Source organism: Collinsella sp. AF29-7AC (genome assembly GCF_003475665.1).
GTDB lineage: Bacteria > Actinomycetota > Coriobacteriia > Coriobacteriales > Coriobacteriaceae > Collinsella.
Genome location: NZ_QRQX01000017.1, coordinates 13,014 through 34,232, shown reverse-complemented (window position 1 = coordinate 34,232; position 21,219 = coordinate 13,014). Strand labels below are relative to the sequence as shown.

Genomic DNA, 21,219 nt, shown 5'->3' with positions numbered 1-21,219 from the left:
TTACTTTCCTTCCTTCGCGGGCTTGAAGTCGTAGGTGGGCTTCAACTTGCACTTTTTAACATCAGAGAAATCGAGGGTAACGGACTCGCCGTCCTCGAGCTCGAGGGTCACGTTCGTCTCGGTCGCGGCGGCAATCTTGCCGGTGTACTTGCGACGGCCCTCGGTGGCGGTGGAGGTGAGCTCGCAGTTCTCGCCCACAAAGCGGGCAAAGTCGCACGGGCGGCGCAGCGGGCGCGCCATGCCCGGGCTCGACACCTCGAGCGTGTAGCTCGAAGAGATGGGATCGAGCTCCTCAATCACATCGCCGACCCACTTGGTGTTGGCCGTGACATCGTTGAGCGACAGGCTCTGACCCTCGGCACCCTCGATACGCACGCGCACGCAGGGGGCCTTGGTGGCACCCACGAGCTCGACGTCGACGATGTCGACATCGTACTGGGGAGCGACGGCCTCGAGCGCGTCGATGATCGCCTGCTCGGTCTTGGTCTTGACCATTGCGGCACCTCCATCCATACAAAAAAGAAGCGGGGCCGAAACCCCACTTCTTTCAATTACAACTTCATTTGCAAGCAAACTATACCAATACCTGCACAAACGTGCAACCACAACACAAACCCGCAGGTCAGCGTGAGCACAGGTTCTCCACAAGAAATGGATAATTGGGTGTTGTCGCAAGTGTCCTTAACCAAAAAGAGGGGCGACTCCCTACGGAATCGCCCCTCGCTTTTTGATGTCAGCTATGCGCGCAGCGCTTACTTGACCACCAGGTTAACCAGCTTGCCGGGCACGCAGATGGCCTTGACAACGGTCTTGCCCTCGGTCCACTTGGCGACAGCGGCCTCGGCGGCAGCCTGCATCTCCTCGTTGGAGGCATCGCGGGCTACGTCGATGCGGCCACGAACCTTGCCGAGCACCTGCACGACAATCTGCACCGTGTCCTCGATGGACTCGGCCAAGTCGAACTCGGGCCAGGCGGCGGTGTAGGCGTTGCCCTCACAGCCGAGGGCCTCGTGCCACAGCTCGTCGGCCCAGAACGGGCAGATGGGGGCAAGGACGCTCACGATGTCCTTAGCCACGCCATAGCACAGCGCCTTGTCGCGCGATGCGCCCTCGGTGGCGTTAAGGTAGGCGCTCGCCGCGTTGACGAGCTCCATGACGGCCGAGATCGCGGTGTTAAACTGGCCGCGATCGAAGTCCTCGGTGCACTTGGCGATGGTGCGGTGACGCTCGCGATAGAGCTTCATCGCAACCTCGTCGAGCGCGGACTTGTCGAAGGCCACGTTGGCGTCGCCGGACTGGACGAGCTGCCAAACGATACGCCAGGCGCGCTTGATGAAGCGGTTGGCGCCCTCAACGGCCTTGGGATCCCAGTCGAAGTCCTTCTCGGGCGGGGCGATAAACAGGATCGCCAGACGCATGGTGTCGGCACCGTAGGGCTCGATAACCGAGCTCGGGGGCACGACATTGCCCTTGGACTTGGACATGGTGTCGCCGTTCTCGTCCTTAACCATGCCCTGGCACAGCAGGTTGGTGAAGGGCTCGTCCACGCTCAGCAGGCCCAGGTCGCGCAGCGCCTTGGTAAAGAAGCGGCTGTAGAGCAGGTGCAGGATGGCGTGCTCGATGCCGCCGATGTAGTTATCGACGGGCATCCAACGGTCGGCGGCTTCGCGGGAGAAGGGCAGCTCAGTGTTGTGCGGGTCGGTATAGCGCAGGTAATACCAACTGGAGCAGGTAAAGGTGTCCATGGTATCGGTCTCGCGCTTGGCCGGGCGGCCGCAGACCGGGCAGGTGGTCTCGTAGAACTCCTTGCACTCGGCAAGGGTCTCGCCGGCGCCCAGGTCAAGGTTCTCGGGCAGCGTCACCGGCAGCTGGTCCTCGGGCACGGGCACGATGCCGCAGTGCTCGCAGTGGATGGCCGGGATGGGGTTACCCCAATAGCGCTGGCGGCTGATGAGCCAGTCGCGCAGACGGAACTCGACCTTACGACGACCGCAGCCCATGGCCTCGAGGTCGGCCACGATGGCAGACTCGCCCTCGGAGTGCTTGCCGCCGCGCATACCGGTGTACTTGCCGGACTGGACGAGCGTACCCTCGGCGGCATGGGCGCAATCCCAGTCGACGGTCTCGGCATGGAAGGTATCGATAGTCTCGCCGCTGGCCTCGACGGCTGCGCGGTCGTCATCGTCCAGGATGATCGGCACGATCGGCAGATCATACTTGCGTGCGAACTCAAAGTCGCGCTGGTCGCCGCAGGGAACGGCCATGACGGCGCCGGTACCGTAGTCGGCCACGACGTAGTCGGCAACCCACACGGGGACCTTTTCGCCGTTAACGGGGTTCACCACGTAGCGGCCGGTAAAGGCACCGTGCTTCTCGAGAGTGCCCTGGGCACGCTCGACGGCAGAAATGTGTTTAGAGTCCTCAACGATCTTGGTGACGGCCGCCTCGTACTCCGTGCCCTCGACGAGCTCGTGCAGACGGGCGTACTCGGGAGCCAGGACAAAGAAGGAGACGCCAAAGAGCGTGTCGGCGCGCGTGGTGAAGACGGTGATCTTGCCCTCGTCGCCCTCGATGGGCTCGCCATCGGCGTCGCACAGGGTAAAGTCGACCTCGGCACCCTCGGAGCGGCCGATCCAGTTGGCCTGCATCTGCTTGACGCGCTCGGGCCAGCCAGGGAGCTTCTCCAGGTCGTCGAGCAACTCCTGGGAGTACTCGGTAATCTTGTAGTACCACTGCTCAAGATCGCGCTTCTCGGGCTCGGTGCCGCAACGCCAGCACTTGCCCTCGGTCACCTGCTCGTTAGCCAAAACGGTCTTGCAGGTGGGGCACCAGTTAACCGGATTCTTCTTACGATAGACCAGGCCCTTTTCCCACATCTTCTCAAAGATCCACTGACCCCAGCGATAGTAGTCGGGACTGCAGGTCTTAACGGTGCGATCCAGGTCGTAGGAGAAGCCCATGCGCCTCATCGTGGCGAGCGCCTGGTCCATGTTCTTATACGTCCAGGCGGCAGCCTGCGTGTTGTGCTTGATGGCGGCGTTCTCGGCGGGCAGGCCAAAGGCGTCAAAGCCGATGGGGTGCAGCACGTCAAAGCCGCGCATGCGGGCCTGACGGGCCATGGCATCGCCGATGGTGTAGTTACGCGCGTGGCCCATGTGTAGGTCGCCCGACGGATACGGGAACATCTCGAGCACATACTTCTTGGGCTTGGTGGCGTCGGTGTCGACGGCAAAGAGGTTCTCGTCGTCCCACGCCTTCATCCACCGGGACTCAATGGCCTGCGCGTCGTAGGCAGGGATCTCATCCTTATGATCTGTGCAATCGCACATATCAGCTCCTTTAATCTTAGCTGGGGTCGGTCGGCTTAGCTTTACTCGCTACTGCGAACAATCCTGCGCAAGACGAAGAGCACATTAAGTGCTCTTCTTTGCGTGCGGAACTTGTAGCGAACAAAGCTAAGCCGCCCGACCCTAAGGTTAACTCGCATGATGATAGCAAATACGACAAGCGAGATGCCTGCGACTTGCAGGCATCTCGCTTTATCTAAATAACGTGGTTGAGGCTCAACCTTTATGTGCAGGTCTTATCTTATCGATACGTTACGCTCTGTTGGGAGTCCTTGACTACGACGTCGTGGGCTCCGCCTTCGACGATCGAGGTCGAGGAGACCAGGGTCAGGCGTGCCTTTTCCTGGAGCTCGGGGATCGAGAGGGCGCCGCAGTTGCACATCGTGGACTTAACCTTGTAGAGCGTGCCGCCCACGCCGTCCTTGAGGGAGCCGGCGTAGGGAACGTAGGAGTCGACGCCCTCGACGAAGCTGAGCTTCGCGGCGCCACCCAGGTCGTAGCGCTGCCAGTTGCGGGCACGCGCGGAACCCTCGCCCCAGTACTCCTTCATGTACTGGCCGTTGACGTTGACGCGCTCGGTCGGGCTCTCGTCGAAGCGAGCAAAGTAGCGGCCCAGCATCATAAAGTCGGCACCCATGGCAAGGGCGAGCGTCATGTGGTAGTCGTAGACGATGCCGCCGTCGGAGCACACGGGCACGTAGATGCCGGTCTCCTCGTAGTACTCGTCGCGAGCGCGGCAGACGTCAATCAGCGCGGTGGCCTGGCCACGGCCGATGCCCTTGGTCTCGCGGGTAATGCAGATGGAACCGCCGCCGATACCGACCTTGATGAAGTCGGCACCGCAGTCGGCCAGGAAGCGGAAGCCCTCAGCGTCGACGACGTTGCCGGCACCGACCTTGACGTCCTCGCCGTAGTTGGCGCGGATCCACTCGATGGTGCGCTTCTGCCATTCGCTGAAGCCCTCGGAAGAGTCGATGCACAGGACATCGGCACCGGCCTCGATGAGCAGCGGCACGCGCTCGGCATAGTCGCGGGTGTTGATACCGGCGCCGACCATATAGCGCTTGTCGTTATCGAGCAGCTCGTTGGGGTTGGTCTTGTGGCTGTCGTAGTCCTTGCGGAAGACGATGCCCATAAGGTGATCGTTGTCGTCAACGATAGGCAGGGCGTTGAGCTTGTTGTCCCAGATGACGTCGTTGGCAACCTTGAGGCTGATGTTCTTGTCGCCCACGATGAGCTGCTCGCGCGGGGTCATGAACTCGGAGACCTTCTTCTGGTGGTCATCGCGGCTGGGACGATAGTCACGGCTGGTGACAATGCCCAGGAGCTTGCCCTTGGGAGTGCCGTCGTCGGTGACCGGCATGGTGGAGTGGCCGGTCTTCTCCTTGAGCTCGATGACCTGCTCCATGGTCATGTCGGGTGTCAGCGTGGAATCGGACTGAACGAAACCAGCCTTGTGATCCTTAACGGCCTTGACCATAGCAGCCTCGGACTCGGGGGTCTGAGAACCGTAAATGAAGGACAGGCCACCCTCGGTAGCGAGCGCGACACCCATGTCGACGCCCGAGACGGACTGCATGATGGCGGAAACCATGGGGATGTTCAGGGTGATTGCCGGCTTCTCACCGCGCTTGAAGCGGGTTAGCGGCGTCTTAAGAGAGACGTTGTTGGGGATGCACTGCGAGGACGAGTAACCAGGGACCAGCAGATACTCCGAAAACGTGTGGGACTCACCGGGAAAGAACGTAGCCATGTTTCTCCTTTTTCCATGCGACCGGTCGGCTGCAGGCCTCGTAGGACCCAGCCCAACCTTGGGCGCCCAATACTGGGGAAGTATCTTAACGCACTTTGACTGCTACAATGCATGGTTTAGAAAGAGCACACGAGGGTTTGACGCAGGCTTTGCGTTTGCCCAGCAAACACTTTAGCGGGAAGACGTGGAGCACATGGAGTACAAGACGACGGCAAAGTTGGTCATTCAAGCGTGCGACAAAGATCTGCCGGGCGTGTTCGGCCACGGTTGTGTCTTGCTGCTGCAGGGCATCGCCCGCGAGCACTCGCTCAACCGCGCCGCCAAGAGCATGGGCATGGCGTATTCCAAGGCCTGGCGCATCGTGAACGAGGCCGAAGGCCAGCTGGGCTGCAAGCTCATCGAGCGCGACGGAGCCCGCGGATCCACGCTCACCCCCTCCGGCGAACGAGCCATAGCGGTGTACGAGGAGCTGCAGGCCGACATCAACAACGTCATCGCCACCAAAGCCGACGACCTCATCGCCAGCATCAAAGAGTAGCTAACTTGCGAAGGGCGTTGTCTAGGGTGGACGCTACAACCAGGGGGTCGTCGGTGCCGGCGAAGAGGCGGATGGTTCCCCCCTGCTTGCCGCGTGGGGCCGAAAGGCGTGTCGTTGCGCCGCCGGCGGGCGACGTGCGGAACTCCCCCGGCAATGTGTCGAACAGCTCACCCGCACTTCGCACGATAAGGTCAAACTCAACTGCCGGGCCAAAGCCGTGCTCGAGGATTCCCGTTGCAGCCGCATGATCGGGATGCGAACCCAGCCCAGGATAGCGAACGTTACACACCATCTCGTTAGCAGCCAGATACTCGGCCAGAGCACGGGCGCGATCGAAGTGCGCCTGCATGCGAGCATCGAGCGAGGACAGCCCGCGTTCTAGCACGTCGGTCTCCTCGGCAGACAGGTCAAGCGCGGGCGCACCGCAGCCCGCAAACAACGCGTGCGCGCACTCTGCGGCGGCATCCACGCGATGGCGCTTAAGCTGCGAGCGCGCCACCGAAGCGGCGACAAGCTTGCGCGGCGCAACGCCGGCACACACGCGGTCGAGCGCCTCGAGCGAAAGCACGGCGCCCAGACGCAACGGGTTGCACCCAAAGACGCCCGACACAGTGTTATCAACCACGAGCAGCGCATGCGACTCACGAGCCGCGCGGCCCAGAGCGCGAAGGTCGGGCACACGCAGACCAAACCCGCCGATGGAGTTGACGAACCACCACAGGTGCGGCCCCTCGGCATCAAACGAAGCATCAAAGCCCTCGGACGCAGCAGCAAACGCCGCAGCCGCGGGCTCCCCCACCAGCGCAACATCGTAGCCATCAAAGCCGCAGGCAAACGCATCGGCAAAGTCGTCCGCAAAGGCCACCAAGCGATCGCCGGGCTGCACAATCCCCAGCATCGACAGCGCCGCCGGCACATGCGAGGCCGCAACAAGACGCGCCTCACGCGCACCAGCCCTTGCAGCCCAGGCCTCTTCTAACTGTTGCACGTCCACGCGACACCGTCCCTTAAATAATAAAACTGAACCAAATTAGCCATCCTGGAAGAGCACGCGCCAGCGAGCGGGCAGCGGTCGTGGCGAGGTGCCGTGAAAGAGGAGCGACGCGTACTTCATGTACGCGAGCGACGGTTTGAGCGGCAGATCGCCCGGCAGATGCCCGCGCAGCGTCGAGCGGTCCGGCGTTCGTTAGAACGCCGGAACAAAATTAGCCGTGATATTCGCCGTTGTATTGGATGAGCGTCAAGTCCTCAACGCCGTCGAGCGCGCGAATCGCATCGGCGTAGGGCATATCAACGCAATCAGAGAACAGCTCGACGGCCATCTCCACCTTGTCACCGCGCATGGTTTTGGACTTCACGGTAAACTTGGTGCGGCCAAATGCACGCACGATATCGTCGCCGGTGGTCAGGCCCGTGTAGTGGATGACCATCATGTAAACGCGCGCCTTGTCCTGGTGGCTCGCAAAGCCGGCGATCATCACCACGATCACCACTGCCGTGAGACCTACGAGCGCATACATACCGGCGCCTGCCGTAATGCCTGTGGTAATGGCCCAAAACAGATACAGCAGGTCGAGCGGGTCCTTGACCGCCGTACGGTAACGGACGATGGACAGAGCACCGACCATACCGAGCGAGATGACCACGTTCGTCGAGATCGCGAGCGTGACCATGCAGGTAAGCACGCACATGCCCACGAGCGTCACGGCAAAACTGCGCGAATAGACCACGCCAGTAAAAAAGCGCTTGTACACGTAGTAGATCAGGATGCCCATGGCGAGCGCCACGAGCAGCGACAGGCCGATCTTGGCAGGGTCGACCTGGCCAAACGCCTCCAAGACGGAGTTCTTAAAAAAGTCCCTGGTGCTCATGGTCTAAAAATCCCCTCGGTTCTCAAAATCCGATTCCCAGTAGGTAAATCCGCGCAGGTAGGCGGTCTTTTCGTAACACAGGCAGTACTTAGAGACCGCCGTGAGTTCGGCCGCACCTGGCGGCACCATATCGCGCACCAGCTGCGGGCAAAACTCCGTAAACTTGACCTCCATCACCAGCTTGCCGGGCTCCAGCACGGGCAATGCAGGCAAGGTCGCGTCAAAAATGTCAAAGCTACCCACCGCGGCACGCACGTTGCTATCAAAGGTAATGCGCACGGTGCCCTCGTCCATCACCCACGGCTCGCGCTCGTAGTCCACGATGGTCCGTGGGCGCATCATATTGCAGATGCACTCGATGTAGAACTCGCGACAGAGCGGATAGGGGCTCCTCAGCAAAAAGTCGTAGTCACCGGCCAGAATCTGCTCAAACTCGCCACGCGTGAGCGGCGCGTCCTCCTTGTAGATCCAGCTGCCGTACTTCTTTTTGCGCTCGAGCTTAATCACCTTGTCGCCGCCGTTATAGATGCGCACGCGATACTTTTTGCGCATGAGAATACCGGCGTCTTTTTCCTCGTAGGCCGAGTTGCAGTAGTCGTCAAAGTACAGGCTGCGAATGGTGTAACCACCCGCCCGCGCATGCTTATCCAGTTTAAAAACCGGCGCCATGCGGCAGGCAAGCGCGGCGTGCTCGCCCTCGTTAATGAGATATTTGAGCTCGTGGCGGTAACGCTCCTGCGTGGCGCGTGCGGGCGGGGCCGCCAAGCGCTCAAGCAGCGCGCTAGCCCTCCTCATACGTGTCCTCCACGACCTTACCGCCGTCTTGCACGTAAAAACACTTCATGCCGTAGTGTTTGCCGTCGTCGGTCACATAGTAGTCAAACGCATCTTGGGCATAGCCGTCTGAGTTGGCAGCGCGCACGCGCACAAAATACTGGCCGGTATCGGGCGCATCGCAGGTCACCTCGAGAAGCAGTACGTCCTCGGCCTTAAAAAGCACGTCGCTTATGGCATAGTCGCGCGCCAGCTCCACGGTATAGCGAATGTCACGCGCCTTAAAGTCGTACGAAGCATCCCAGTTAATGCGCAGTTTACCGTTATCGATCTGCGGCACGCCAATGTAGAACGGCATGGGCTTTTTATAGCTCTCGCGAAAGCTCTTGTAGTTCTCCTCGATCTCGGAGGGAATCGCCGCGGCGATCTGCTCGTATTGATCCTTGGTGACAGGCAGATGGTCGATATCGGGCGAAGCAAAGACCAGCGATTCGGTAACCTCGCGATAATGTTTGATCATCTTGCTCAGGCGCGCCTCGGTCATATACGAGCGCAGGTCCTTTACGGCGCGGTCGAGTTCGCTGCGGAACGATTTGCTACGCAGTGCACGATTGAATAGCACGTTGCCCCAGTAGTTGCTTACGCCGCGCTCCCAGCTCGCATAGTCCGAAAACCCGGCAAGAGAAAGCTCCAGCTTACGCAGCATACCGTCGTTGTCCCAATCGAGGATGTACCACGTATTGGAGTTGAGCGGGCTGTACAGATAGCAGTTACGGTTCTGAGTATCGCAGTTGCCCGTCAGAATCTGAAACGCCAGCCAATAGACCAGGTTCTCGGTATCAAAGTAGGTGTCGAGCACGTCATCGATCTTTTGCGATTCGTCGTTAAGCGCATCGAGCATCTCGATGAGCTTGGTGTGGTCCGAATCACCCTTGATCTCGAGCATGCCCTCAAAGCTTGCCTGGTTGTAGTCGGGATCGTCGGCAAGTTTAATGGTGTCCTCGTAGCGATGGAAATCAAAGCTGTTCACCTTATACAGGTGCCCGCTCTTATCCAGGCCATGTGCCTTAAGCGCCGTCTTGTTGAGCTGCTCCACCTGCGTAAACAGGCCGTAGTCCTCAAAGGTATCGTTGGACTTTTCGGTCTGGTCGCACACCCACAGATGCACAAACTGCGTACGCAGGCCCATCATCTGGGGAATCCCACGGATAAGATCATAGGCCATCATATTGCGAAAACGCATGCCCTCGCCCATGTGCTTGTTGAGCGCAATCGCGCGTTGTTGGCGCCAGGTGCCCTTGCCCTTTTTGAGCTCCACCTTGTAATTCTTTTGCGTGTAGGAGCTCGACGTCTGGCCGCGCACCTGCACGGTGGCATTGGGCGCTTCCTCGCCATAGCCAACCTCGCCAGAAACTGGCCCCTCTTCGTCGCCCGCCTGCAGCAGGCCCATAACCTGATAACGCGTCACACCCATATCGGCGTAGTCATACACCGAGTACGTGTTGACCTCGGCCCAGCTATGATCAGTGTTCTCGGAGCTGTTGCCGCGTGAGACCGTCAGGTACATGGTCACAATGCCCGAGTCGTCGTAGACCTCGTACAGCTCGTCCTTATCGCGCAGATGCTTGGTCTCGCCCGAGGCCTCGGCCTTTTTAATCTTGTCCTGCTTTTTGACCTTTTTGGTCGAGGATTCGTCCTGAGATGAGCAGCCCGAAAGCAGCAGCGCGCCGGCAGCCGCCTCGATCAGACAGCGGCGAGACATCAACTTATCGATCATCAGAACCTCCCCAATGGTTGCGATACACGCGAACTACTGCGCGCTCAAACGCGCCGTGCGGCACGCCCTTGCGGCGGCACTCCTCATAGCGCTGCTCGGCACGGTCGAGCAAGCGGCCCAGCTGTGTAAAGCGACCCGTTTTGTCGGTCGCCACAATGGGCTGCTGGCTCAGGATACGATACGGCAAGTTGGCGGTATAGGTATCGAGCCGCAGCAGGGCCACGATAAAAAACACCACCGCACCCAACAAAAAGCCAAAGCCGTAAAACTGCTGCGGCAAAAGCAACGACACGGCGGTCGCCAGCCCCGCCACACCGGCAAACAGGCCCGAGGCCAGAACGGCTCCCTTGTAGTCGGTAAAGTACAGCAAGATAAGCAGGATCGTGTTGCCCACGGCATACAGGCCGTAGCCTACGCATAACGTGCGAAAATACCCGTGCATAAGGTTGTTAAAGCCCAGCGGCAGGGCCGAGAGCACTGTGGTCTCGAGCGAAATGACCGCCGCCGTCACAAACAGCTGCTTGAGCGCGCAAAAGCGCAGTTCGCTGTTGAGCGTGGAGAGCATCTCCTCCTCGGCCACCACAATATCGCCCACCACGCCGCCGTCGTTAAACAGGCTGTAGTAGTCACGGTAGCGCGGATAGAAATTGACCTCGACCGACACCACAAAGTTGACGGTCGTGACGAGTGTGGTCAAAAACGCGATAAGCGCCGGCACGTCGTGGTAGGGCGCGCCATAAAACAAGCCCTTGACCTGCACGCCGATGGGTCCCGCCCAAATAATCACCAGGTGCGCAAAGAGCCCCAGGTTGGTAAACAGGCCCGTGAGCGCCAGCGGCATAAACTGATCGAGCCATTGCAAAAAGAGCCAGGGGCTGCGGTCACTCTGCGGAAAATACCGGTACAGCAGCACCACGTCCCAAACGAGCATGACGCCGTAGCCCAGAGCAACTGATGCCAACAGGCCCTCGACCGGCGGCAGCCCCAGTGCCAGCGCGGCCAGGGCGCACAGGCACGCCACGCCAATGGCGGCCCCAAAGCTGCACAGGATGCCTCGATAGTCCTTGATGGCCGTGAGATAGCTCATGCCGTTCCAGTTGACGATCATAATGTTGAACAGCCACAGGCATAGCAGCCCCTGCAGCAGCGTGGCGCCCGAGAACAGCAGAAAGACACCGTAGAGCACCGTGCCCGCAACGAGCATGACAGCATTGGAGCCCCAAAACGAGGGCAGAATCTCGTCCTCGCGCTCGGCAAACAACATATCAGCCAAAAAGCGCGTGACCGGCATGGAGAAAAAGCTCGTGAGCGTAAGCGAGGCCAGCAGTGTGAAGGTCACCATGCACACCAGCAAGTCCTGGTTGGCACGGCCCACACCCCACAGACCGCACAGCACCAAAATACCTACCTGCAGCAGCACACCCAGCAGCATGGGGCCCGTGCATACGATGCCGGCGTAGCCGTAAGCGCGCATCGTGGCAAACAGGCCCTTGCGCCTAAACAGGCGCTTGAGCTCAAAACCAATTCCGGCCACCGGCTACTCCCCCTCTCTGGGCAGGTTAAACGCACACGCCGTCTCGTCGTACAGCGCGCGATAGTTGGCGAGCATCTGCTCGTGCAAAAAGTACGTGGCAACGCGACGCTGCCCGCGCTCCCCCATCTCAATGCGACGGGCGCGGCTCACGCACATGCGCTCCATGGCATCGGCCAAGCCCTTGCGATACATGGGCGGCGTCACAAAACCCGCCACGCCAAAGTCGTCGCCCGGGGCACCTTCGAGCAGCTCGCGGCAGCAGCCCACCTCGGTCGTCACGCAGGGACGACGCGCAGCGAGCGACTCCAGCACGCTGAGCGGCTGGCCCTCGGAAATACTCGTCAAAATGGTAAAGTCGAGCTTTTCCATGTACTCGACCACGTTGACGCGGCCGGTAAAGATCAGGTCGCGCACGCCCAGGGTATCGACCAGCGCGTGGCACTCAGCGCCGTACTCCTCGTCGTCCACGCCGCCCATAATGTGCAGGCGCACCTTGGGCAGGCGCTCGTGCAGCTCAAAGAACGCATAGATCATGGTCTTGACGTCCTTGATGGGCGCCAGGCGCACCACCGCGCCAATGTCCACCCAGCCGTCATCGGGCTTTAAGGGAATGTCCTTAAAGCGGTCGAACTGGATGCCGTTGGGGATGACCAGGCATTTGTCCGCATCGCAGCCCATATCGATCTGCGTCTTGCGGGCGTTATGGAACAAACTCGTCACGCGGCGGGCGGCGGTAGATCTCCTCCGAAAGCAGGTAGAAAAAGCGAATCCAGCGATCCTTAAACGACGGCACCACCCAGTCAGCGCGAATGATCTCTTCCTCGCGCTCGCGGGTATAGATGCCATGCTCGGTCAGCAGCACCGGCGCATGGTGAACGCTTGAGCCCAGGCAGGCGAGCAGGCCACCGTAGCCGGTCGAGATGGCATGGTACACATCGGCCACCGGCACCTCGCTGCCCAACAGGTAGAGCACGGGCAGCAACATGGAGCGCATGGTGTGGAATGCATCGGCAAAGGGCGTGTAGGGATACTCGGCCAGGCACACGTCGCGGAAGATGTCCATAAACGTTCGGCTCTGCAAAAACGAGAGCGGATGCACGCGACGGCGCTGGAAGATATCAAATAGTACGTCCCAGTCCGGATTGGAGAGCGATACCAGGCGACGCAGCGCCTCGCGCTCGCGGGCGTTAAAGTCGGCCTCTTCTTGCTCGCCCGAAAGCCGCAGGGCATCGTCCAGGAACACCTCGTGCACCTCGACCACGTTGCCGGGCAGCTCGTAGACAAACTTGCCGCGGTCGGCAGCATGCGCGCCGATCACCCACAGCACAAACTCGTGCTCGGGCATGGCCTGGATATAGCCATGCATCCAGGTAGATACGCCGCCGTGCACATAGGGGTAGCAACCCTCGAGTACCAAGCAGATTCTCATCTGTCGCCACCCTCCTTGCGCGCAATGGTCACCGTCTTGTCCGTGGCTTTGACCAGGTACAGGTCGCCCGTCAGATGCGTAATCTCGCCACCCGTGACTGCACCCGGCTCACCGTTGTTGGCGCGGAACATGAGCCACGCCTCGTCGTGGAAATTGCCCAGGCTGAGCGTCCAAGCATCCGCACTGGTATCCACGCTCACCGTCACGGACGAAAAGCGCTGGATGGCGCCCGAGCATTCCGAACCGGTCTGACGCCGCAGGTCGGGCGCAGACTTGCTAAGCCAGTCCAGGTAGTCGGTCAGGCCGCCCTTGTAGACCTCCCAGCCCTCCTTGGCGCCGCGATCGGGATCGAGCAGGTCGTCCGGGTGCATAAAATGCGTGCTCACATAGTGCATGTTTAGCTCGGACACGGCAGCCAGGCGCATATAGGAATCGTCGACCATGCCGCCCGAAACAATGCGCGGCTGCTCCACAATGCCATCGCTCGCCACGCCAAACTCCTGAACGTAGGGCAGATCGGTGCCATCCTCAAAATACGTACTGGCGATGGTCTTAATGCGCGGAACGTCGGTGCCGATAAGCTTGCGCGCACGGGCCGAAAGGATATTTGACGGCGGCACGTAAACCGAGCCGTGCGCGTTGGGCAGCACCTCGTCCTGGAAAGCGATAAGCTCGTTGAGCGATGCGACGAGCGTTTCCTTGTTCTTCCAGGTCTTGTAGTCATACAGCGTGCCGTAATCGGTATCCCAGAGCGCCAGAGGCTGATGGTTGTAGCCGTGAAAGCCCAGCTCTCCGCCCATCTGCAGCAGCATGCCGCCAAAGTAGCGAAACTGCGTGGTATCGGCCTGGCGCGCAGGCTCGGTCTGGTTGACCGCGTCCTCGTAGTTTTCGATCATCACGCCGGTAAAGCGAACGCCATATTTTTGCGCGAGCTTTTGCAGATCGGGCCACCAGACCTTGGTATAAAAGTCGGCGATAGAAAGCCCGTAGTCGCGCTTGATGTAGGTGCCGTCGCCCGAGGGCACGGGGCTGGGAAAGTCGTCCAGATAGAAGACGGCGCTGTTGATGACGGGGTAGGCCGTGGCATCGCCCAGCAGGCTGATCGCCGCGGCGTAAAAACCGCGCATGACCTTGTCATAGATACCGATATTGCACACCACGGTGCGACCGCTACCGCAGTCATTCGACCAAATGAGCGGGGCGGCCGCATCGCCGGTCTTAGCCCACACACGAGCCGTCTCGCGCAGCGAAACCGAAAGCGACGAATCAAAGGGGTCCGAGAGCTCGTAGCGCTCTCCCCCGCCCAGCATAAAGTCCTCGCTCGGCACAATGCTTTCGGCTTTTACATAGTCATATCCGGCCGATTCAATGCCAAGCTTGGGGGCAATCACTTGCAAATAGCTCGAGTTATCCGGAGGCATGGCGAGCATAAGCGAACCACCGGCACTCACCCAACTCATAATGTCGCTCAGGTGCGTACCGAGCCCATCGAGCGACGGCATGAGCAAAATCACGCGATCGAAGGAGGTCAGCGAGGGAATGGCACCCACGCCGTCCAGGGCAAGGTCCACGTCGCGGTGCGCGATCTTCATGTCGAGCAGGATCTGGTCAAACTGCTCCTTTACGTCCTCGACGCCAGCTTGGTCGGAATCGGTAATGACCAGGCACGTGGGCTTTTGGCCAAACATCGCCGAGGAGGCCGGCACCGCATCGTTGGCGGCAAGCATCCCCAGCTTATGCTGGCCCGCACTGTACTGCACGCCGGCACGTTCCACCAGCAGCACGGCGGCCATGGCAATAAAGACCGCCCACACCACAAGCAGCCCCATCCAGCGAAAATGGCCCGCACGGTCGCGGATATGCTGTACCACGCTCACCGGGCCTCCTCTCCGTTGCGCCAAAACGCCAGTTCCTCGCGGTTGGCGGCGCTCAAGTATACATGCTGTTTGTCAATCGCATCGATCACGCGGTGGACCTCGTCACCGTCGCGGCGCATCACCGCCAGGCGCAGGCAAAGCATCCAAACCTCCTGCTCCTCGGGCACGTCGAGCACCAGCTGGTCGGTCACGGCCTGCGCCTCGTCGATCTGTCCGACATCGGCCAGCGCCGTCGCGTATCGAATGCGAAGCTCAAGGGTGTCCTCGCGCTCGCAGCGACGCGCAAGCAAGCGCGCGTACTGTTGGCGTTGAATCTGAGCCACGCGCCCCTCAGCCAAGCCCGAGCCCAAGTATTCACCAAGAAAATCGCAGTATTCGTTGAGGTTTTGCGCGCTCGGGTCCGTCTTAAAGGCACGCTCCAGCTGCTGCAGTTTAAGGTCGGACTCCTTGGAGATCTGCGCCACCGCCGTCGCGGCATAGTGAGCCACCTCAACGTCGTCGTTAAGCTTAGCCGCCTGCAGCTGCGCCAGGTACGCGTCGGGCTCCTCGGTGAGCATGGAGAGCATTAGGCGGCGCCGTTCTGCCGGGTCGTTGACGATGAGCGCCTCCTCGAGCGGCACTACGCCTGCATCGGCATCACGTTCGTGCACTAGGATGCTGCGATGCAGGTCGTCGTTGAAGCGCAGCGACTCCAGCGCAGACTCTTTCAGCCCCTCGCCAAACACCGCGCTGCGGACCGATAGCAGAACCACCAGCAACGGGCCCCACAGCGGCACCAGCACTATTACAGCCAGCATGTGCCCGCGCACCGGCAGCAGGCCCAACTTCATGAGCGTCCACAGCATCAGGCAAACCAGCGCATGAATCAGCAGCAAGACGGCAGCAACGACAAGCAAGATCAAGCGGCACCCCCCTCACCGTCACCGGTGTAAGAGATGTGCTGCAGCAGCGCCACGATGTCCTCGCCGTCAACGGGCTCCACCGCAATCTGCTTTGCGCTCAGGCGCTCGCGGATAATGGGCAGATCGCACGCCTTTGCCTGGCGCATAAGCAGGTAGAGCATGTCACCATCGACCAGGCCCGCCGCATCGCTCTCGCGGATTGCCGACCCAATTGCGCCCACCAGCTCGCCGACAGGCTCCATGCCCGGTACCACGCGCAGGAGCAAAAAGCTGCCCATCTTGCCATCTGCCAGCGCCTGCTCGGCCGCGAGCTCTTGGCCAAAGGCAGCCTGCTTGAGCACGCAAGTGCCGTCAACGCAGCGTTTATCCTGTGCCACCGCCTCATAGTCAAAGGCACGGCCCAGCGCGCTTTCGACCAGGCCGCACAAGATGCGGAACAGGTTTTGGTAATAGAGCGTCATTTGGTTTTCGGCCGCGCGACGCACAAAGATCAACACGGCGGGTGCCCCATCGCGCTCGATCGTGTATCCAAACATGGGAAGCCCCGGCGTCAGCTCGCGGTTCACCCACAGATTCGAACGACCCCCATCGCCCAAAAGAGGTGCAAGCTGCTCAAGCGTGAGCGAACGTGCGGCATCTTCGGCAATCGCGGGACTTGCCGCCACCAGACGTGCAAATGCCCCGCCCGAAACATGGTAGATCGTCACCGAATCGTTCTCGAGGATCTCGCCCAGAAGCTCGCAGCACTTGCGATAGATGTCGCGTGGGTTGAACACGTCGAGCTCCTGCGTCACGGCAAAGATCTTGCCAAAGCTGTCGTGGCGACCCACGATCTGGCGCCTGTACGCGCGCTTGTCCTCGATCGCGTCGTGGTAGAGCTGCGTAAGGAACGTATTGCGGTTGCGCACTAACTCGTTATGATCGCGCTCCGCCCTAATGGCTTCGCTGTTGCGCAGCTGCACATAGCCGCACACGGCACCCACAACAAAGTACGCAATAAACGGCAGCCAGTTGGACGGCTCGTAGAACAGGCCCTGGAAGGTATAGCCGTACAGAGTAAAGTAACTCGCGGCCAAACCCACCGACGCCAGCAGCGCCGCAACCAGGCCAAAGTCCAAGCCATACAGCGTGCCGATCAGCACCACGTAGAGCAGGCGATAATCGAGCACGTTGAGCTGGGTCGATTGGGAGAACAAGCGCTCCAGCACTTCGAAGAGCACCCAGGCGGCTGCCGTCTCCAGGCATTTGACAGGCAGCGTGCGCATTTGAATGCGGTCGATGGCCGCGCGCAAGGGGTTGACCTTCTTTGCACGACCAGCATCCCAGCGAGCCTGAATGGTCGAGAGGTCGCGCAGCAAGTCGTAGCGCTGAAACCAGCCATAGCGCACGCGAGCGACGTCGCTGGCAGGCAGGGCATAGCCGGCAGAATCGCCATAGGCAACTGAGAGTCCTGGGAACAGTGCCTGAAGGGCCTCGCCCACCTCACCCACCGTGTGATGGAAGGTATCGACTACGTCGAGCGTCTCAAAGTTACCATTCCAGCTGTCGAAGATACGGCGTACCAGCACCGAAAGCTCCTCGGCACACAGCAGGGGAAACGCCGCATCCTGCGCGCCCTGCAGAGCGGCCGATCCGGTTGAGCAGGCGTCGAACAGCGGCACCAAAAACGGGTCCTCCAGCGCGGCAGACGCGGTATACAGGAACGGCACGCGCAGGATCTTGGTCTGAACGCCCTCGCGAGCAGCGTAGTAGCGGCACAGGTCGTTGGCTGCGTGCGCGATAATGCCCTTGCCCGTTCGCCCCGCGGCATCGGCGGCACCCTCAGCACCCGCGGGCCCCGCTACATACAGTAGCTGGACCCGGCGACCCGCGCACGTACGAAAGACCGAGCGCAGCAGCTCGATATCGCCCACGGTATCGGTATGCGGGGTAAGGAAATTAGACAGGTAGACCACGCGGTCGAACTCGTAGGCCTGATCCAGGTGCTGGAGGAGCTCTTTCCACGAGGCATGGGGCGACGACTCGTCGCGGCGCGCTTCCGCGGCAGCGACGACCTTAACGTGGTCCCCGGGGAACGCCTTGGCGCAAAAGTCATCGTCAACATATGCGGTGTTGCCAACAACCAGCACCTCCATAGCGCACCCCTCCCCTAAAATCCACTTTAGTCATAGTCAAACATGCGTATTTTACGCTGTCAACGCGAGTTGGAACGCCTTTAAGGCTGTTTTAAGAACTTTTTTTTAGAGGATGTGGGAGTGGCAACTCGTCCGACCCAGGCTCATTGAGAGGCTGGTATTCGCTCTGAAAAGCTACATCACAATCTGCTGACAGCTCCGCAGGGAGAATGGCAGGCAATGCACATTGCTCTCGCACTGAATCATCGGATGAAAGAAACGGCAACTCTTTGGAATAGCTGACGATAACCTGCGGAACGATCCTAATACCCAAAGCAAGCTCGAACCTAGCGATCGTTTTCAGCGTCATATTGGGCTGAGAATTCAACAGCTTCGAAAGCGACTGAAGGCTCACGCCCATACGCTTTGCCAAATCGCTTTTGCTTAAACCCAAATGCTTCATCTCGCGATGAACAATAAACTCGATATCTAGCGCGTGTTCATAAGCGCGTGTTTCGCTAGTTTCTGTCTCGGCGTAAAAATCAGATAAATCTACTTTATTCATTGTGTTCTCCGTTTCGAAAGCCAAGTATAAAAGTCAACGCTCAGATTCCACAAGCTGACGTGCTATTCCGGCCGATCATTGTTCGAGCGGTTAATTTCCGCTTAGGGTCTGACAACATTTTCTGGAATTGAGAGTTGTCGGAAGAAGCCGTCAATTCCCAAAACGGTCGACCCTTGAGGTCTCTATATTCGACAAGATCATATCCTTCTGCCAAAGGGCACCTCCCATTTCTAGCTGAACTTAACTTATAGGTTAAGTTCATCCATTTAAATACATATAACGAGGTCCAGACAAGATTCCTCTGCCCCAGTCGATAAACAAACCAGTCGAGCTTATGCAAAATCCGGTAGTGTGCGGCAAATTCTAGACACGTCAACCACACTGGATAGTGGCAACGCTTCTACCTGCGGGTTCTTTTCATGAAAAGGACGACGTGCTCGAGGGTTCCGAAATTTGCCGCATACTTCCGTCGAGCAATTCCGGAAGTGCGGTGAAAACCTGAGATAGGTCGACCAGGCCCCCGTTTCAGCCTTCCGCGACCTGCGGTTTTGTTGCCGAAATTCTGTTTATGCTCGGAGGTTTCCGATTTTTCCCCGCACTTCCGAAAAGCACGCTTAAACCGTGCGTCACGAAGCGGAAAACCGCCGGATATTTGTTTCTCCCCAAATGAAATCCTTGTTATGCCAGGCCGAGTCTTACATCCAAACAAAAAAGCGGGCCGACGCATCAGCCCTCTTCAGGTGTCGCCCGAAGGCTTCCAGCGCAATTGATTTAATTCTAATCGATATCACTTGTTTGACCACGATCACGTCAATCAGTAGAAGCCGCCCATGCTCGATCATTCCATTGCCGGGATGGTGCTTGGCTAGTACGCCACACATTGCATACATGAAAAAAGGGCAACACTCTCAGTTTGAAAGCGTCACCCTTAAAGCTCCCAAAGAGCTTTTGTATTGCAGGAAGATTCTCTACACCATCTTCCCTTGATTGGCAGGTCGAAACTGACACCATTGTGATTTCAAGCAGAAAGCGTTATATTAAGTATGCATTTGAACGTGGTGTTCGCACTATACGCTCAGATGCCATAGTTTACAAAGATGGCCTTCTTCATAGACGCTAGGTGGGACTACTCACTAGTAGCCGATATGTCGAAGGCCTTCTTGTACTTAAGGAAATCATACATTCTAATAAGCCGTTTTAGCTCGCTATTACCGTGGATTATCTTGCGATCGTCCGTGATGAGCGCCCTCAGATATTCAAGCAACTTATTTAGATCGATCTCGTCTTCTTCGAGTAGCACAAGCTTTTTAAATGCTTCCTCAAAGCCTTCGTTGGCTATAACAGACTGAACCGAGTGTCTAATTCCCGAAAGATGATAGCAACCTTTTGCCTTTCGTAGGCTGTTGTTTAGAAAAGCATCTAAATCCTTCTTCTCATCTATTTCCTTTAGCATCCTTGGATTAAGAACTTCCCCTGAATACGCGCTTAAATACTTATACATGGGCAAACCACCCGAGTTAGAAGCAAGCAGCGAAGGAAGATATTCCTCGACGGCAAGCTTAGGAGCAACATGTTCGTCATCAAACACAACATCACGATATAAAAGTTCGGCTTTGACCATATGCCCGTGCCCTAAAGAAGCATTCGCAACACCGATACCCAGCACAAGATGCTGTCCCTCCGGAAGTCTCTCGAGGTCGCTAAAACTCGCTTCGACTACCAGAGAGTCATTCGGATCGCCCTCATCAGCCAAGGCGTAGATGCTCCTGCGCAGCTCACGAATAATCCTGGGCGAGAAGGAACATTTGGATTGTCCGATTGCTTCATACACCGCACCAAAATCGTTCGTCCTAATCTCGGTCATGCTTATCTCGCCAATACCTGGAAAAGTAAACGAATGAGTTGAAGTTGCATTTTCTCCCCTAGTAAGGAAGATAAAGCGCTCTCTAAGCAAAGCAAGATTGTTTGAACCGAGGCAGCGCGAAATCGACATGAGGATAGCTTGGATATCGGGGTCGTTAAGGGAATAACCGATAAAAATAATTGGGTATTCCATAAAAATAGTTAACAGCTTGGCCGCCAAGTAATCCTGGGTTTCGGCGAGTTTTGCGTAATCCGCCTCCTCAAGAACCATAGATTCAGGATTATCCATAGACCCGTGGATCTTATATATTTCACCCATTTCAAAAGTTCTGTGAAAGACAAGATCGTCCTGACCTACAAAAACTTTAAACTCTGGAAACAGTGACTCCAATAGACAGTCATAGTTGGTTGTAATGACTCCAGAAATGCGCCGCTTGCCAACCTCCTTCAGAGTATCGAGCTCATGAGTCATATGGCGAGGCGTAAACGAGGATAGCCTCTCGGCAGCCATGATCTTTAAAACAGATTTACGCCCACGAACATCTTCCGCATGATCATCTCTAAAAGAAGCGAACCGAGGCTCTTCGAGCACGGCTATCCGCAAATCTTTATCAAGCATAGTCGCGGCAGAGGGCAAAGCGCCATAAGCAGGATTATCTGAACAGCGGGCGAGGTAGGAATCGAGTCGAAAAGGATCATCAGAAAGACGGGAGCAAAGGTGTCTTAACAAGCCGTCCCAATCGTCGGTCCCCATATATCTACGGGAAAACCCCGAGCCAACGAATAGATAGGGACTACGGCCCACTCCATTTATCAGGCTAACAACGCTGTCTACAATGTCATTTCTTTCGGCTTCCACCTTAACGCCTCCCAAC

General features: G+C 58.5%; 16 protein-coding genes. 1 reads left to right on the top strand and 15 read right to left on the bottom strand.

All coding sequences use genetic code 11. The features are described from left to right. The 3 genes from rimP to DWZ15_RS08095 form a co-directional block, all read right to left on the bottom strand. Positions 1 to 495, bottom strand: coding sequence for a ribosome maturation factor RimP (rimP, locus tag DWZ15_RS08105; RefSeq protein WP_117790388.1), 495 nt, complete (start codon positions 493 to 495; stop codon positions 1 to 3). A gap of 257 nt (positions 496 to 752) precedes the next feature. Continuing rightward, positions 753 to 3,329, bottom strand: coding sequence for a leucine--tRNA ligase (gene leuS, locus DWZ15_RS08100; protein WP_118450388.1), 2,577 nt, complete (start codon positions 3,327 to 3,329; stop codon positions 753 to 755). 259 nt (positions 3,330 to 3,588) lie between these two features. Continuing rightward, positions 3,589 to 5,100, bottom strand: coding sequence for an IMP dehydrogenase (locus DWZ15_RS08095; protein ID WP_118450386.1), 1,512 nt, complete (start codon positions 5,098 to 5,100; stop codon positions 3,589 to 3,591). Positions 5,101 to 5,293: 193 nt separating this feature from the next. Between DWZ15_RS08095 and DWZ15_RS08090 the strand changes: the two genes are divergently transcribed. After that, positions 5,294 to 5,638 (top strand): winged helix-turn-helix domain-containing protein, encoded by a 345-nt coding sequence (locus DWZ15_RS08090; RefSeq protein ID WP_118450384.1) that lies wholly within the window; start codon positions 5,294 to 5,296, stop codon positions 5,636 to 5,638. Here the strand turns inward: DWZ15_RS08090 and DWZ15_RS08085 are convergent. The 12 genes from DWZ15_RS08085 to DWZ15_RS08030 form a co-directional block, all read right to left on the bottom strand. Beyond that, positions 5,628 to 6,632 carry a PLP-dependent transferase gene (locus DWZ15_RS08085; protein ID WP_118450382.1) on the bottom strand — a complete coding sequence of 335 codons (1,005 nt, stop codon included), beginning with the start codon at positions 6,630 to 6,632 and terminating at the stop codon, positions 5,628 to 5,630. The two genes, DWZ15_RS08090 and DWZ15_RS08085, sit on opposite strands and share 11 nt — an antisense overlap. A gap of 211 nt (positions 6,633 to 6,843) precedes the next feature. Beyond that, positions 6,844 to 7,509 carry a DUF4956 domain-containing protein gene (locus tag DWZ15_RS08080; protein WP_118450380.1) on the bottom strand — a complete coding sequence of 222 codons (666 nt, stop codon included), beginning with the start codon at positions 7,507 to 7,509 and terminating at the stop codon, positions 6,844 to 6,846. A gap of 3 nt (positions 7,510 to 7,512) precedes the next feature. Continuing rightward, entirely contained in the window at positions 7,513 to 8,304 is a 792-nt protein-coding gene (locus DWZ15_RS08075; protein ID WP_118450378.1) for a polyphosphate polymerase domain-containing protein, read from the bottom strand. Continuing rightward, positions 8,291 to 10,060: a CotH kinase family protein gene (locus DWZ15_RS08070; RefSeq protein WP_118450376.1), complete on the bottom strand. Its 1,770-nt coding sequence runs from the start codon at positions 10,058 to 10,060 to the stop codon at positions 8,291 to 8,293. Before DWZ15_RS08070 ends, DWZ15_RS08075 begins: the two co-directional genes overlap by 14 nt. After that, on the bottom strand, positions 10,050 to 11,594 hold the full coding sequence (gene pelG / locus DWZ15_RS08065; protein WP_118450374.1) for an exopolysaccharide Pel transporter PelG: 1,545 nt from the start codon (positions 11,592 to 11,594) through the stop codon (positions 10,050 to 10,052). The genes DWZ15_RS08070 and pelG overlap by 11 nt, the downstream gene beginning before the upstream one ends. A gap of 3 nt (positions 11,595 to 11,597) precedes the next feature. Continuing rightward, entirely contained in the window at positions 11,598 to 12,314 is a 717-nt protein-coding gene (gene pelF / locus DWZ15_RS10825; protein ID WP_199580057.1) for a GT4 family glycosyltransferase PelF, read from the bottom strand. Next, positions 12,295 to 13,023: a GT4 family glycosyltransferase PelF gene (gene pelF / locus DWZ15_RS10820; protein ID WP_199580056.1), complete on the bottom strand. Its 729-nt coding sequence runs from the start codon at positions 13,021 to 13,023 to the stop codon at positions 12,295 to 12,297. Before pelF (DWZ15_RS10820) ends, pelF (DWZ15_RS10825) begins: the two co-directional genes overlap by 20 nt. Next, positions 13,020 to 14,900: a DUF2194 domain-containing protein gene (locus DWZ15_RS08055; protein ID WP_118450372.1), complete on the bottom strand. Its 1,881-nt coding sequence runs from the start codon at positions 14,898 to 14,900 to the stop codon at positions 13,020 to 13,022. Before DWZ15_RS08055 ends, pelF (DWZ15_RS10820) begins: the two co-directional genes overlap by 4 nt. Then, entirely contained in the window at positions 14,897 to 15,802 is a 906-nt protein-coding gene (locus DWZ15_RS08050; RefSeq protein ID WP_118450370.1) for a hypothetical protein, read from the bottom strand. Before DWZ15_RS08050 ends, DWZ15_RS08055 begins: the two co-directional genes overlap by 4 nt. Next, positions 15,799 to 17,937 (bottom strand): DUF4118 domain-containing protein, encoded by a 2,139-nt coding sequence (locus tag DWZ15_RS08045; RefSeq protein ID WP_118450368.1) that lies wholly within the window; start codon positions 17,935 to 17,937, stop codon positions 15,799 to 15,801. Before DWZ15_RS08045 ends, DWZ15_RS08050 begins: the two co-directional genes overlap by 4 nt. 91 nt (positions 17,938 to 18,028) lie before the next feature. Then, positions 18,029 to 18,481, bottom strand: coding sequence for a helix-turn-helix domain-containing protein (locus DWZ15_RS08040; RefSeq protein ID WP_118450366.1), 453 nt, complete (start codon positions 18,479 to 18,481; stop codon positions 18,029 to 18,031). A gap of 1,126 nt (positions 18,482 to 19,607) precedes the next feature. Then, complete coding sequence (locus tag DWZ15_RS08030) at positions 19,608 to 21,203, bottom strand: SIR2 family protein (protein WP_118450362.1); 1,596 nt, start codon at positions 21,201 to 21,203, stop codon at positions 19,608 to 19,610. Between the last annotated feature and the right edge of the window lie 16 nt (positions 21,204 to 21,219).